At 53.1% G+C, this 12800-nt stretch carries 10 protein-coding genes; 6 read left to right on the top strand and 4 right to left on the bottom strand.

Translation table 11 applies throughout. The features are described 5' to 3' along the window. Positions 1 to 198: 198 nt before the first annotated feature. From AC4IE8_RS03060 to AC4IE8_RS03045, 4 genes are all read left to right on the top strand, one after another. A complete protein-coding gene (locus AC4IE8_RS03060) occupies positions 199 to 1917 on the top strand; it encodes an acetolactate synthase 3 large subunit (protein WP_490790292.1) in 1719 nt (572 codons plus the stop codon). Then, a complete protein-coding gene (gene ilvN / locus AC4IE8_RS03055) occupies positions 1917 to 2408 on the top strand; it encodes an acetolactate synthase small subunit (protein WP_068987702.1) in 492 nt (163 codons plus the stop codon). The genes AC4IE8_RS03060 and ilvN overlap by 1 nt, the downstream gene beginning before the upstream one ends. Before the next feature lie 146 nt (positions 2409 to 2554). Then, positions 2555 to 3565 (top strand): ketol-acid reductoisomerase, encoded by a 1011-nt coding sequence (ilvC, locus tag AC4IE8_RS03050; protein ID WP_068988548.1) that lies wholly within the window; start codon positions 2555 to 2557, stop codon positions 3563 to 3565. 185 nt (positions 3566 to 3750) lie between these two features. Beyond that, a complete protein-coding gene (locus AC4IE8_RS03045) occupies positions 3751 to 4971 on the top strand; it encodes an argininosuccinate synthase (RefSeq protein ID WP_490790291.1) in 1221 nt (406 codons plus the stop codon). A 414-nt stretch (positions 4972 to 5385) separates the two neighbouring features. On the opposite strand, the gene dusA is transcribed toward AC4IE8_RS03045, so the two are convergent. From dusA to AC4IE8_RS03030, 3 genes are all read right to left on the bottom strand, one after another. Beyond that, entirely contained in the window at positions 5386 to 6351 is a 966-nt protein-coding gene (gene dusA / locus AC4IE8_RS03040) for a tRNA dihydrouridine(20/20a) synthase DusA (protein ID WP_490790290.1), read from the bottom strand. Positions 6352 to 6514: 163 nt separating this feature from the next. Further along, a complete protein-coding gene (locus AC4IE8_RS03035; RefSeq protein WP_068987705.1) occupies positions 6515 to 7075 on the bottom strand; it encodes a hypothetical protein in 561 nt (186 codons plus the stop codon). Between the two features lie 203 nt (positions 7076 to 7278). Then, positions 7279 to 8154: a substrate-binding domain-containing protein gene (locus AC4IE8_RS03030; RefSeq protein ID WP_490790289.1), complete on the bottom strand. Its 876-nt coding sequence runs from the start codon at positions 8152 to 8154 to the stop codon at positions 7279 to 7281. A 295-nt stretch (positions 8155 to 8449) separates the two neighbouring features. Between AC4IE8_RS03030 and AC4IE8_RS03025 the strand changes: the two genes are divergently transcribed. After that, complete coding sequence (locus AC4IE8_RS03025) at positions 8450 to 9043, top strand: SCO family protein (protein WP_068987707.1); 594 nt, start codon at positions 8450 to 8452, stop codon at positions 9041 to 9043. A gap of 259 nt (positions 9044 to 9302) precedes the next feature. On the opposite strand, the gene AC4IE8_RS03020 is transcribed toward AC4IE8_RS03025, so the two are convergent. Beyond that, on the bottom strand, positions 9303 to 9482 hold the full coding sequence (locus tag AC4IE8_RS03020) for a hypothetical protein (RefSeq protein WP_068987708.1): 180 nt from the start codon (positions 9480 to 9482) through the stop codon (positions 9303 to 9305). A gap of 398 nt (positions 9483 to 9880) precedes the next feature. Here AC4IE8_RS03020 and AC4IE8_RS03015 point away from each other — a divergent pair, with 398 nt between their 5' ends. Further along, positions 9881 to 12766, top strand: a complete 2886-nt coding sequence (locus AC4IE8_RS03015) for a proline dehydrogenase family protein (RefSeq protein ID WP_490790288.1) — start codon at positions 9881 to 9883, stop codon at positions 12764 to 12766. Positions 12767 to 12800: the final 34 nt, after the last annotated feature.

Genomic DNA, 12800 nt, shown 5'->3' with positions numbered 1-12800 from the left:
TGCAGGTTCCCTATCAATCCGGTTGCAAGATTGATTGATATTATGGGGCATGGGTGGCTGATGGCAAGCCACAATCAGTGAAATCACAACATGACAGGGGTATATCCGCTTGACCTGTTAGTGGAGTATTAGTATTTTGCACTGTTTCGATATTGTTTTTGCGCTCGACGGTCAAATCGGCGCAACTGGAGGCATCACGTGGAACTAAGCGGTGGCGAGATCATCGTTCAATGTTTGAAAGATGAAGGCGTAGAGCATGTTTTCGGTTACCCAGGCGGGGCCGTTCTGCATATCTATGATGCATTCTTCAAACAGAAAGAGCTGAAGCATATTCTGGTACGTCATGAACAGGCTGCCGGACATGCCGCGGACGGCTATGCCCGTGCCACCGGCAAGCCCGGTGTGGTACTGGTAACCTCAGGACCGGGCGCGACCAATGTAGTCACCGGCGTTGCCACTGCCTTTATGGATTCCATTCCAATGGTGGTGTTGACCGGACAGGTGCCGACACCGGTGATCGGCAGTGATGCCTTTCAGGAGGTTGATACGGTTGGTATCACACGCCCCTGTGTGAAGCACAATTTTCTGGTCAAGCGGCTGGAGGATCTTGCGGATACCATTAAAAAGGCGTTCTATATCGCGACCACCGGGCGACCTGGTCCCGTGGTCATCGATATCCCCAAGGACATTACCGACCCCGGCATCAAGATCCCCTACCACTATCCGAACAAAGTGAAGATGCGTTCCTACAATCCGGTGGTGAAGGGGCATCTGGGGCAGATCAAGAAGGCGGTCAAGATTCTGATGGAAGCGGAACGCCCGGTCTTCTATACCGGTGGCGGTGTGGTGCTGGACGATGCGGCCAAGCCGCTCACCGACCTGGTGGATACCCTCGGTTTCCCGATTACCCAGACCCTGATGGGACTGGGCGCCTACCCAGGCAGCGGCAAGAACTTTCTCGGCATGCTGGGGATGCATGGTACCTATGAGGCCAACATGGCGATGCATGAGACCGATGTGTTGATCGCGGTCGGCGCTCGCTTCGATGACCGGGTCACCGGCCACGTCAAGCAGTTCTGTCCCGATGCGACGATCATCCATGCGGATATAGATCCATCCTCCATATCCAAGAATGTGCGGGTCGATGTGCCGATTGTCGGACCGGTCAAGCAGGTGCTGAAGGATATGCTCAAGGTGGTCAATGAGGGTGACAAGAAGCCGAAACAGCAGGCGCTGAAAAAGTGGTGGAAGCAGATCGACAAATGGCGCGCCATGGACTGCATGAAGTACGACAAAAAGAGCGAGCTGATCAAACCCCAGCAGGCGGTTGAGATGCTGCACAAGGTGACCAAGGGCGATGCCTATGTGACCTCCGATGTGGGGCAGCACCAGATGTTCGCCGCTCAGTTCTATCGCTTCGACAAACCCCGTCGCTGGATCAACTCCGGTGGTCTGGGCACCATGGGCTTCGGTCTGCCGGCGGCGATCGGTGTACAGATGGCCCATCCCAAGGCGGAAGTGGCGGTGGTCACTGGTGAGTCGAGTATTCAGATGTGCATCCAGGAGCTTGCCACCTGTCTGCAGTACGATCTGCCGATCAAGATCATTTTGTTGAACAATGGTTACATGGGTATGGTTCGTCAGTGGCAGGAGTTCTTCTACGACAGTCGCTACTCCCAGTCGGGGATGAGCGTGACACCGGATTTCGTCAAGCTGACCGAGTCCTATGGACATATCGGCATGCGTGTCGAGAAGTCGGAGGATCTGGAAGGGGCCATGAAAGAGGCCTTCTCCCATAAAGACCGTCTGGTGTTCCTGGATGTGGTGGTCGACCCGTCTGAAAATGTCTACCCGATGATTGCGGCGGGCAAGGGGCATCACGAGATGTATCTGTCACCTGGGAGTGAGTTGGTCTGATGAGGCATATCATATCTATTCTGATGGAGAACGAGTCCGGTGCACTGGCGCGGGTGGCCAATCTGTTTACCGCCCGGGGCTACAATATCGAGTCCCTCACCGTGGCGCCGACTGAGGATCTGAGTCTGTCCCGCATGACCCTGGTCACCAGTGGCAGTGATGAGATCATCGAGCAGATCACCAAACAGCTGAACAAGCTGGTGGATGTGGTGAAGTTGGTTGATCTCACCGAAGGCGGTCATCTCGAGCGGGAGATGATGATGATCAAACTGCGTGCTGAGCGCACCCAGCGGGAGGAGATCAAACGACTGGTCGATATCTTCCGCGGCAAGATCATCGATGTCACCGACACCAGCTACACCGTTGAACTGACCGGTGCGGCCAGTAAACTTAACGCCTTCATCGAGGCGGTGAACGAAGAGCTGATCATCGAAGTGGTGCGAACCGGCCCTTCCGGCATCGGTCGCGGTCCAAAAGGCTTGAGTCTGTAAACGGATCGATCTGCGCCGGGGGAAACTGTTGCTGGTCCGGGATGATCGACCGGCAGCCTACCGGTGAATGATGGACTCTGGCACAATCGGCCCGTTATAAATCTAACCCAATTAATTTGAAATTTTCCGAAGGAAACAACATGGCTATCAATGTTTATTACGACAAAGACTGTGATCTCAACATCATCAAGGGAAAAACAGTCTCCATCATCGGTTACGGTTCTCAGGGGCATGCCCATGCCAACAATCTGCAGGATTCCGGTGTCAATGTCATCGTTGGTCTGCGTGAAGGCTCTCCTTCGGCGATCAAGGCCGGTAACGCCGGGCTGACCGTAAAATCGATCGAAGAGGCGGTGAAGGCTGCGGATATCGTGATGATCCTGGCACCCGATGAGTTTCAGGCTGACCTCTATCGCAACCAGATCGAGCCCAACATCAAGGATTCCGCTGCCCTGGCCTTTGCCCATGGCTTTGCCATCCACTATAACCAGGTCGTGCCCCGTGAGGATCTGGATGTGATCATGATCGCGCCGAAAGCGCCAGGACACACCGTTCGCAGTGAGTACGTCAAAGGCGGCGGTATTCCGGATCTGGTCGCTGTCTATCAGGATGCCACCGGCACCGCGATGGATACCGCTCTCTCCTACGCTTCCGCCATCGGCGGTGGCCGTACCGGTATTATCGAGACCACATTCAAGGATGAGACCGAAACCGATCTGTTCGGTGAGCAGGCAGTACTCTGCGGTGGTGCGGTTGAGTTGGTGAAGGCCGGCTTCGAAACCCTGACCGAGGCTGGTTACGCCCCGGAAATGGCCTACTTCGAATGTCTGCACGAGCTGAAGCTGATCGTCGACCTGATGTACGAAGGCGGTATCGCCAACATGAACTACTCCATCTCCAACAATGCGGAGTATGGTGAGTACGTAACTGGCCCCAAGGTGATCAACGACGAGAGCCGCTGGGCGATGAGAGAGGCGCTGCATAATATCCAGACTGGTGAATATGCCAAAAACTTCGTCTCTGAAGGCGCCTTGGGTTACCCCTCAATGACCGCCTATCGTCGACTCAATGAAGAGCACCCGATCGAGCAGGTCGGTGAGCGTCTGCGCGGCATGATGCCTTGGATCAAAAAGATCGTCGACAAGTCGAAAAACTGATCCTTGCTGATTCTGGCCCGGTTATCTTTGAGCCGGGCCAGTCTGACTCCCCGCCTGCTGCAGAGACGCCATCCAGTCACTCATTATCCTGTTAGTCCAATAAAACCTGGCCGGAATGGATTTGATCTGGCGCAGAATCGTCTATAATGGCGGGTTTTCCAAGCTTCTTTTGTGGGAGATTCCGGATGTCCAAAGCGGATGTTAAAAAGGTCGTACTGGCCTACTCAGGCGGTCTTGATACCTCGATCATCGTCAAATGGCTGCAGGATGAGTATCAGTGTGAGGTGGTGACCTTCACTGCCGATGTTGGTCAGGGTGAAGAGGTCGAGCCGGTTCGATCCAAGGCTGAAGCCGCCGGTATCAAAGAGATCTATATCGAGGATCTGACCGAAGAGTTCGTGCGTGACTACGTCTTCCCCATGTTTCGCGCCAATGCAATCTATGAGGGTGAGTATCTGCTCGGCACCTCCATTGCCCGCCCGCTGATCGCCAAGCGGCTGATCGAAATCGCCAATGAGACCGGCGCGGATGCCATCTCCCATGGGGCCACAGGTAAAGGTAACGATCAGGTCCGCTTCGAGCTTGGCGCCTATGCGCTGCGCCCGGATATCAAGATCATCGCCCCCTGGCGGGAGTGGGATCTCAATTCCCGTGAAAAACTCCTCGCCTACGCGGAGGATCACGGCATCTCCATCGAAATGAAGCGCGAGGGCAAGAAGTCCCCCTACTCAATGGACGCCAATCTGCTGCACATCTCCTACGAGGGCTACGATCTGGAAGATCCCTGGACCGAGCCGGGCAATGAGATGTGGCGCTGGTCGGTCTCACCCGAGGAGGCGCCGGATCAGGCAACCACCATCGAAATCGGTTTTGAACAGGGTGACCCGGTCTCCATCGACGGTGAGCGTCTCTCACCCGCAGCACTGCTGCTCAAGCTGAATCAGCTGGGTGGCGCCAACGGCATCGGTCGGGCGGACATCGTGGAGAACCGCTATGTGGGCATGAAGTCACGGGGCTGCTACGAGACCCCCGGCGGCACCATCCTGCTGAAGGCCCATCGGGCGATGGAGTCACTGACCCTGGATCGGGAAGCGGCCCACATGAAAGATGAGCTGATGCCCCGCTATGCCAAACTGATCTACAACGGCTACTGGTTCGCCCCGGAGCGGGAGATGCTGCAGGCCGCCATCGACAAGACCCAGTCCGTGGTGAACGGTGTGGTACGGCTCAAACTCTACAAAGGCAATGTCGGCATCGTCGGTCGCAAGTCTGAAACCAACAGCCTGTTCGACGAGTCGATCGCCACCTTTGAAGACGATGCGGGCGCCTACAACCAGCAAGATGCGGAGGGCTTCATCAAGCTCAACGCGCTGCGCCTGAGAGTTGCCGCCAGTAAAGAAGATTGAAGGTATTTTTAGTCCGCAAATGAACGCCTATAAGAGATAAGCCTAAAGGCCATATGGAACAGACCTGAATGGTGCTTACTCAAACCCTGCTTGGTGGGGCATGGCCCCACCAAATACGCTTGGATTAAATACAGTCGCACTGATTTTTTCCGGACAGCAGTGGGCGCATACCGGGATCCTGAAAAATCAAACTCAGTGTCTCACCCCATATATTCGAGCCAAGGTGGAGTTATGCTGCTCCTTACTTCAAGGCATTGTTTTTGAATTGCGCATCAGGGCCTCACACCGGGGCTCGGCAATACCATCAAACCGTTAAGCCGGTAGTCGCAACAGTTCCATTTGCGGTCTAAAAACTACCATTGAGTTCAGGGTGTAGGGCGGGGCCATGCCCCACCAAGTACACAAAAAACGCATCTACTCAATAACCTGAGCGGCGGCACGCAGGATCAGGCTGCTGTCGGCACCGGCTTTATGCGCCTCTTCGCTGAGCATCCGGCGCCACTTCTTAGCCCCTGGCAGGCCTTGAAACAGTCCCAGGATATGGCGGGTGATCCGGTTGATCGGAGTGCCCGCTGAGAGCTCCTGATCGATATAGGGGATCATCGACTCAATGATCTGGTGACGGCTTGATGGGCTTCCCTCAGAACCATAAATCAGACTGTCCGCCTGAGAGAGGATCCACGGATTATGGTAAGCCTCCCGGCCGATCATCACTCCATCCACATGCTCAAGGTTCTGCTCGACCTGTTCCAGGGTGGTGATGCCGCCATTGATGATGATCTCCAGAGCAGGGAAATCCTGCTTTAGCTGATGCACTGTCTCATAGTGCAGAGGAGGGATCTCTCGGTTCTCCTTAGGACTTAATCCCTGCAACCAGGCTTTGCGCGCATGCACGATAAAAGTGTGGCAGCCGGCTTCTGAGACCTTGCCGACAAACTCACAAAGCGCCTGGTAGCTGTCCTGGTCGTCCACGCCGATGCGGTGTTTTATCGTGACATCGACCGCGACCTGATCGCGCATCGCCTTGACGCAATCCGCGACCAACTCCGGGGTCAGCATCAGACAGGCGCCGAAGCGGCCTGACTGGACCCGGTCGGAGGGGCAGCCCACATTCAGATTGATCTCATCGTATCCCCACTGTTCTGCCAGCTTGGCGCACTGGGCCAGCGCCTCGGGCTCACTGCCACCCAGCTGCAGTGCCAGCGGATGTTCGCTGTTGTCGAAGTCGAGAAAACGGGCGCGATTGCCGTGCAGTATGGCGCCGGTGGTCACCATCTCCGTATAGAGAAGCACATGGCTGGAGATCAGGCGCAGGAAATAGCGGCAGTATCGATCGGTCCAGTCCAGCATGGGGGCGATGGAGAGTCTACGGTCAGGCACGGAATCAGTTCAGTTGATGCTAGTTAGTGGTGGCTCAAGGCCAGGGGGAGCGACTAAGTTCTGAGAATTTTCGAGTAAAAAGGGCTAAAAGACAAATGTGATTTTGTGTAACTGAAAGGGGGGAGGTGGGGCTGAGCCCCACCAGGCGAACGCGGGATTTGGTTTAAACGGCGCCCCAGCCCTCTCTCTTTACATCTGTGGCGCCTGCGATGACATCATCAAGTGGTGCGGCGGGATATTTCGGTTTGTAGCGCTTCAACTCATCCAGCAGGGTAACCAGCTTGTCGGCGGATGACTGCCCCTTGAAGTCGCTCTTTTCCAGGGCCAGCTCATCGATAACCTCGTTCCAGGGTACGCCCTGAACCAGAGGAATCAGCACAAAGGTGATGCCCTCGATCTCCACCTGGGCCGGTGATTCGATATTCACCACATAGAGCAGCGCCTTCATCTCCGGTGAAAAGAGATCCTGATATTTTTCGATTAGGGTGTTGATCGAAGTGACGTCGTCGATGGCGCCGACCAGCAGTTTCAATTTCTCGTCGCCAAGCAGCACTGCGCCACGCATCACTTCGACAGGGGGTTTTGTGTGACCTTTTTCATCGGCAATCTCCCCTTCGACCAGCACCAGTTCGCCGCGATAGGCGTAGAGCCCTGAGGTGGAAGTCTGATCCAGGAAGTTGCTATTGAAGAGCAGGCCCTCTTCTTTGAATTGCTGCAGTGGCATGGTTTAACTCCAATTAAATTGTGGTTAATGCCAGTGAGCAATCTTGGTGCCAATCAGATCATGATTTGGAATTGTTAATGATTACAAAGACTAAGCTGGTTGTGGTTTCGTCTTCAAGCGGGCTTTGTTGAGTATGCGACAACCTCGACTCGACCAATGTCGAGTCTCTTCCAAGCAGATCAAAGCGGTGCACCCACACTGAGTCAGTTTTGCGCCAGAGACTCGCGGATAAACCGCTTCCAGTCATCGAATCGCTTCTGCAACAGCAGCATGCCATCAAAATAGGGCACCACCTGGTTGTTGCGAATAATCTCACGGCCCTTGGGGCCCAGAGCGAATTGGATAAAACGGTCCGATTCCTTGCTGTTGGGGGAGCTTTTACTGAGTACCAGGTAGAGCGGGCGATAGAGCAGGTAGTCGCCGGTGCGGATGTTTTCAAAGCTTGGATCCCGGTCTTCGAGTTTGAGGATCTTGAAATCCCGTTTGTAGGCACTGGCGACACCGGTGACTGCAATCGCATTGGGATTCACTTCGACGTTCTTCTCCAGTGGTCCTGAAGAGGGGAACTCCTGGTGGCCGATAAACACCGCTTTCGGGTCCTCGAACAGGTGCTTGCGCAGGGTGTAGCCAACACCGGAGATTTTTCCCTGGCGGATCAGCAGCTCCAATGGCTGTTTTTTGCCACCGAGTTGAGACCAGTTGGTGATCTTGCCCTGGTAGAGACTGCGCAGCTGAGAGAGGCTGATCGACTCGATGGGATTGGATTTGTGTACCACAACCACCAGCGCGTCCCAGGCAACCGGGACCATGGTGGCTGCCGCCTCTTCCCGGGACATGTCCAGGGTGAAGCGACAGGCGCCCCCGATATCGGCCTGTTTGCTGGTGATGGCACGGATCCCTTTGGTGGCGCCGCCACCGGAGATATTGATATTGACGCCGGTCTTCTCATAGTAGGCATTTGCCAGATCGGCCATGAAGGCATTCCGGGTGATACCGCAGCCGACCCAGGAGAGTTCCACCGCCTGTGCCGGGACATAGAGTAGGGTTAGTATCAATAAGCTAATGATTTTATTACGCAAAACGGGCCTCTTCTCGGTTTAAGGGTCACTATCATAAGCTTCCTTCGAATGACAGGGTATTTTGGTAGGGTAAAGAGTAGTCAAAAAAAATTAATTGTACGTTGTATAAGGAATTAATTTCCCGATTTGACCTGAAAATTGTTTTGAATTTGATCTTCAGCTCAAAACAGAGATGCTACAGGAAGGAGGGTCATAGGCTGGCTTGCATGCTGGGCGATGAAGGACTATGTCTTGCTTCAGAAAGAGCTCGGCAGGGGCAGTTCATGAATCAATATCAATTGGACCACGGGGAGCTATGTTTCGGAAATTCCTGATTCTGTTAGCACTGATTATGTCGGTTTCATCGACCTGGTCGGCTAAGCGGGTCGAGCAGGACCGGGTGCTTGATCTGCATGGTGATCAGCTGGGTGGTGATTTCACCCTGCAATCGAGCCAGGGTGAGTTCTCTTTGCAGCAGCTGAGAGGCAAGGTGGTTCTGCTGTTTTTTGGTTACACCAAGTGTCCGGATGTCTGTCCCTCCTCCCTGGCGCTGTTATCCCAGGCATTGAATGAGCTCAGCGATGAGGAGTTGCAGCAGGTCCAGGGAGTATTTATCAGTGTCGATCCCAAGCGCGACACTTTTCAGGCCCTGGATGAGTATGTCAGCTATTTCCACCCCAATCTGATCGGTATCACCGGCAGTGAAAGTGAGATCGCCAATGTGGCCAAGCTCTATGGTGCACAATATGTGGAAGTGAAACTGGAGGCCTCAGCATTCGCCTATGCGGTTGACCACTCAGCGACGACCTATCTGATTTCACCACAGGGTGAGTTGCGCTTCCTGCTGCCCCACCAAACTCCCTCGGTGATGATTCTTGAAGCGATCCGTTATCTGCTCGCAGAGGGTTGATGCACTGCAATCTGTTATAAAACTTCTGTAAGGCAGAACTGCAGTGCAGTGAATTATTGTCGGGATGTGTCCACAAAGCGTCGATTTCACAACACAATCCGGGCAGAGACAGGTCTCACAATTGAGTGGTAACTAAAGATTGGGGGGTACTAAGAACAGTACCTCATTCCTGTATGGATAAATTGAATCTATGTAATTTTTCTGTTGATAGGCTGTAACAATAATTTCAACAGATCGTGAACTTTGACTGTTTATTCGTCTATTTACTTTTTTTTGATTTCAGGAGGTGTTTGATACCAAAAAAAAGTGGTAATCCGATCGCTAACACAAGCATCAGGTGCTCAAGAAGATGCGCCACTGAAGGTGTGTCGTGGTGGGCCATTGCCGTACCGGCGGTTAACGTAAGCAATGTGAAGGCAACCAGTCTGCGGATCTTCATGATAGTCAAGCTCCTAGTTACTTGGTTAATTAAGCTATTACTAATATCTAATGCAATTTTAGACTGAATACAGACGATTGATATGCCATGGATCAATAAATCAGAATCGAGTTATTTCTATCGCTTCGGTTGTTTATTGAGCGGTCTCCCTCACTGCCATCATCGCCTCTTCTGATCCAGGGTTTACAATAAAACTATAAAGAGAGTTCGATATCTGAATCTTTTGCCATTTGATAATTAACTGAGAGAACCCCCGCTTGGTTAAGACAGTTTGGATTTGTAACGACAAGCCCTGAAGATTGAGTATCAGCTGCGTCAACCCGTGATCTATTGGGATTGGTGTAAAGGTGCGTCTCATAGCCGTTTCGAACTAACGATTTAGGTGACAGGAGTTGATGGTGAGTAAGTCGTTTGATGACGAGATTCAACAGGTTGGCCGTCAGATGTGGCAACAGCGTCAGCTCAAGGAAGGGGCGAATCGAACCGGCTGGATCGATCGATTACTTCCCCAGTTGATTGCCGATCATCATTTGCGCACCCAGGCATTGAGATTTATCGATGCCGTGCCGATGCTGAATGATGACAAAACCCTGGTCAGACATTTCAAGGCATATTTTGGTGAAGTGGACCCGGATAGTCTCCCCGCGCTGATCAGTTGGGGAATCAAACGGATCTCCCTCCATTCCATACCAGGTTTCATAGCGCCGGTGATCAGGGCCGCTGTGAAAGGTGTTGCGCATCGATTCATCGGCGGTGAAACCGCAGCTGAGATCATTGATTCCATATCCGGGCTACAGCGCCGGGGCATCTATACCAGTCTTGATCTTCTCGGAGAGGAGAGCGTCAGTGAAAAAGAGGCGTTTGCCTATCAGCAGGCCTACCTTGATCTGATCCAACAGTTCTCCAGTCATGGGTTTGATGATCTGAATCTTTCACTCAAACTCTCATCCCTTTATTCACAAATCACACCGGTCGATACGGATGGCGCCGTTGCGATTCTGTCAGAGCGGTTGAAACCAATCTGTGATGCGGCAATGGGTGCTGGGATAAGCCTTTGCCTCGATATGGAGCAGTATGACTACAAAGCGATAATACTCAGAGTGTTCAAGCATCTCGCGATGCAGCCATCCTATCGGGAGTGGCAGGGGTTTGGTGTTGTCTTGCAGGCGTATCTCAAAGAGAGTGACGAGGATTTGACCGAACTGCTCGAATGGGTCAAGCAACGTGGTACGCCCGTCTCTGTCAGACTGGTTCGCGGCGCCTATTGGGATATGGAGACCGTGATGGCACGGCAGCAGGGCTGGAGTGTGCCGGTGTGGCAGACGAAAGCTGAAACGGATGCTTGCTATGAACGTTGTTTAAAACGGCTTTTTGCATCGCCACTGATCTATCCTGCGGTAGCAACCCATAATATCCGCAGCCTTGCCTGTGCCGTTGTATTGGCCGATCAGACGCAGCGTTCGCCGGACAGTTATGAGTTTCAGATGTTGTACGGTATGTCTGATGAGCTCGAGGGTCTGGTTACAGAGCGCGGCCTGAAACTGAGACTCTACATGCCTTATGGTGAACTGCTACCGGGTATTGCCTATCTGGTTCGTCGGCTGCTCGAAAACACATCGGACCAATCGATACTGCCGGTGTTGGAGAGTGCGGATGTTGAGAGAGTCCTCGCTCCTCCGGTGATTGGTGAGAATCGGCGCTCAGAGTTTGAGGCGGAGTTCACCAATTATCCACTGCACAGATTTACTCAACAGTCAGAGCGTGAAAACTTTTCCGCTGCATTGGCAACGGTTGAACAGAAGCTGGGTAAGACCTATCCACTGTTACTGACTGGCCATTTGGTGATCGAAGAAGTTTTTCTTGAATCCACCAATCCCGCGAAACCGGATGAGCTGGTCGGACGTGTGGTTCGGGCTGGTGAGGATGATGCGGAAGTGGCGCTGCAGAGAGCGGTCGAAGCGCAGCGTGAATGGGGACTGAAAACTTTCAGTCACAGGGCCGATCTGCTTCAGGCGGCGGCATCGAAGTTGATCGAACATCAGGATGAATTTGCCGCCTGGGAGGTCAAAGAGGCGGGTAAAGGGTGGCAGGAGGCCAATGCGGATGTCGCAGAAGCGATCGATTTTCTTAACTACTACGCAAAAACCTCCCGTCGTTTCGACACCATCGAACAGCCCAATATGCCAGGTGAGATCAATACTCACGAATATCTACCACTGGGGGTCGGAGTCATCCTTCCGCCGTGGAATTTTCCATTGGCCATCCCCGTTGGAATGGTTGCTGCAGCAATCGTATGCGGCAACAGTGTAGTCTTGAAACCCGCTTCAGAGACGCCAATTGTGGCGTGGCATTTCTGTAAACTTTTGCAAGAGATTGGTATGCCTGAAGGTGTTGTGAACTATCTTCCAGGTAGTGGCGCCGTGATTGGCGAGGCCATGGTGCGTGATCCAAGAACCAATTTTGTCGCCTTTACCGGATCCAAAGAGGTCGGACTGCACTTGTTAAACGTTGTGACCGGGCTTTCAGAGTCCCAGCGTCAGATTAAAAAAGTGATCGCTGAAATGGGTGGAAAAAATGCCATCATCATAGATCAGGATGCGGATCTGGATGAGGCGGTAAAAGGGGTGATCGAATCGGCCTTTGGTTACCAGGGACAGAAATGCAGTGCCTGTTCACGGGTGATTTGTGTTGAGGGTATTCACGATCTGCTTGTTGCAAGATTGGTCGATGCGGTCGAGAGTCTCCGGATCGGTGATCCGGCGTGGCCTGGAGTGACAATGGGTCCGGTGATCTCTGAAGCTGCCAGGCGGCGAATTGTTGAGAAGCTGGCTGAGTGTGAATTGACTGCCTCATGTGTCTCCAAGGTTGAGCTGCCCACCTCTCTGAGGGGTCACTATTTGCCACCAATGATATTCAGTGATGTTCTGGAGGATTCGCCGCTGGCGCAGCAAGAGCTGTTTGCTCCGGTGGTGGCTGTATTAAAGGCTAAGAACTTTATTGAGGCGATAGATATTGCCAATGACAGTGACTATGGACTGACCGGCGGGGTATACAGTCGGTCACCTGAAAACCTGAGATTGGCGAAACAGAAATTCGCTGTCGGCAATCTCTACCTGAATCGAAAGATAACCAGAGCCAACGTGTATCGCCAACCCTTTGGTGGCTTCAGATTGAGTGGTACAGGCTTTAAAGCGGGTGGTCCTGACTATTTACTGCAGTTTCTACAGGCAAAAAATATTACTGAAAACAGCCTGCGTAAGGGGTTTTCTCCGGAATCGGGTTAGGGCCTGTTAACACTAATCCAATGCGCCGAGTGGC

Source organism: Candidatus Thiodiazotropha sp. AKAK2, assembly GCF_058244685.1.
This window is presented reverse-complemented; position numbering and strand designations above follow the sequence as displayed.

Excerpts from the sequence above, each read along its gene's own strand:
- ilvN (WP_068987702.1), top strand. The coding sequence starts at position 1,917 with ATGAGGCATATCATATCTATTCTGATGGAGAACGAGTCCGGTGCACTG.
- AC4IE8_RS03025 (WP_068987707.1), top strand. The coding sequence starts at position 8,450 with ATGTTTCGGAAATTCCTGATTCTGTTAGCACTGATTATGTCGGTTTCA.
- AC4IE8_RS03035 (WP_068987705.1), bottom strand. The coding sequence starts at position 7,075 with ATGCCACTGCAGCAATTCAAAGAAGAGGGCCTGCTCTTCAATAGCAAC.
- AC4IE8_RS03045 (WP_490790291.1), top strand. The coding sequence starts at position 3,751 with ATGTCCAAAGCGGATGTTAAAAAGGTCGTACTGGCCTACTCAGGCGGT.
- AC4IE8_RS03020 (WP_068987708.1), bottom strand. The coding sequence starts at position 9,482 with ATGAAGATCCGCAGACTGGTTGCCTTCACATTGCTTACGTTAACCGCC.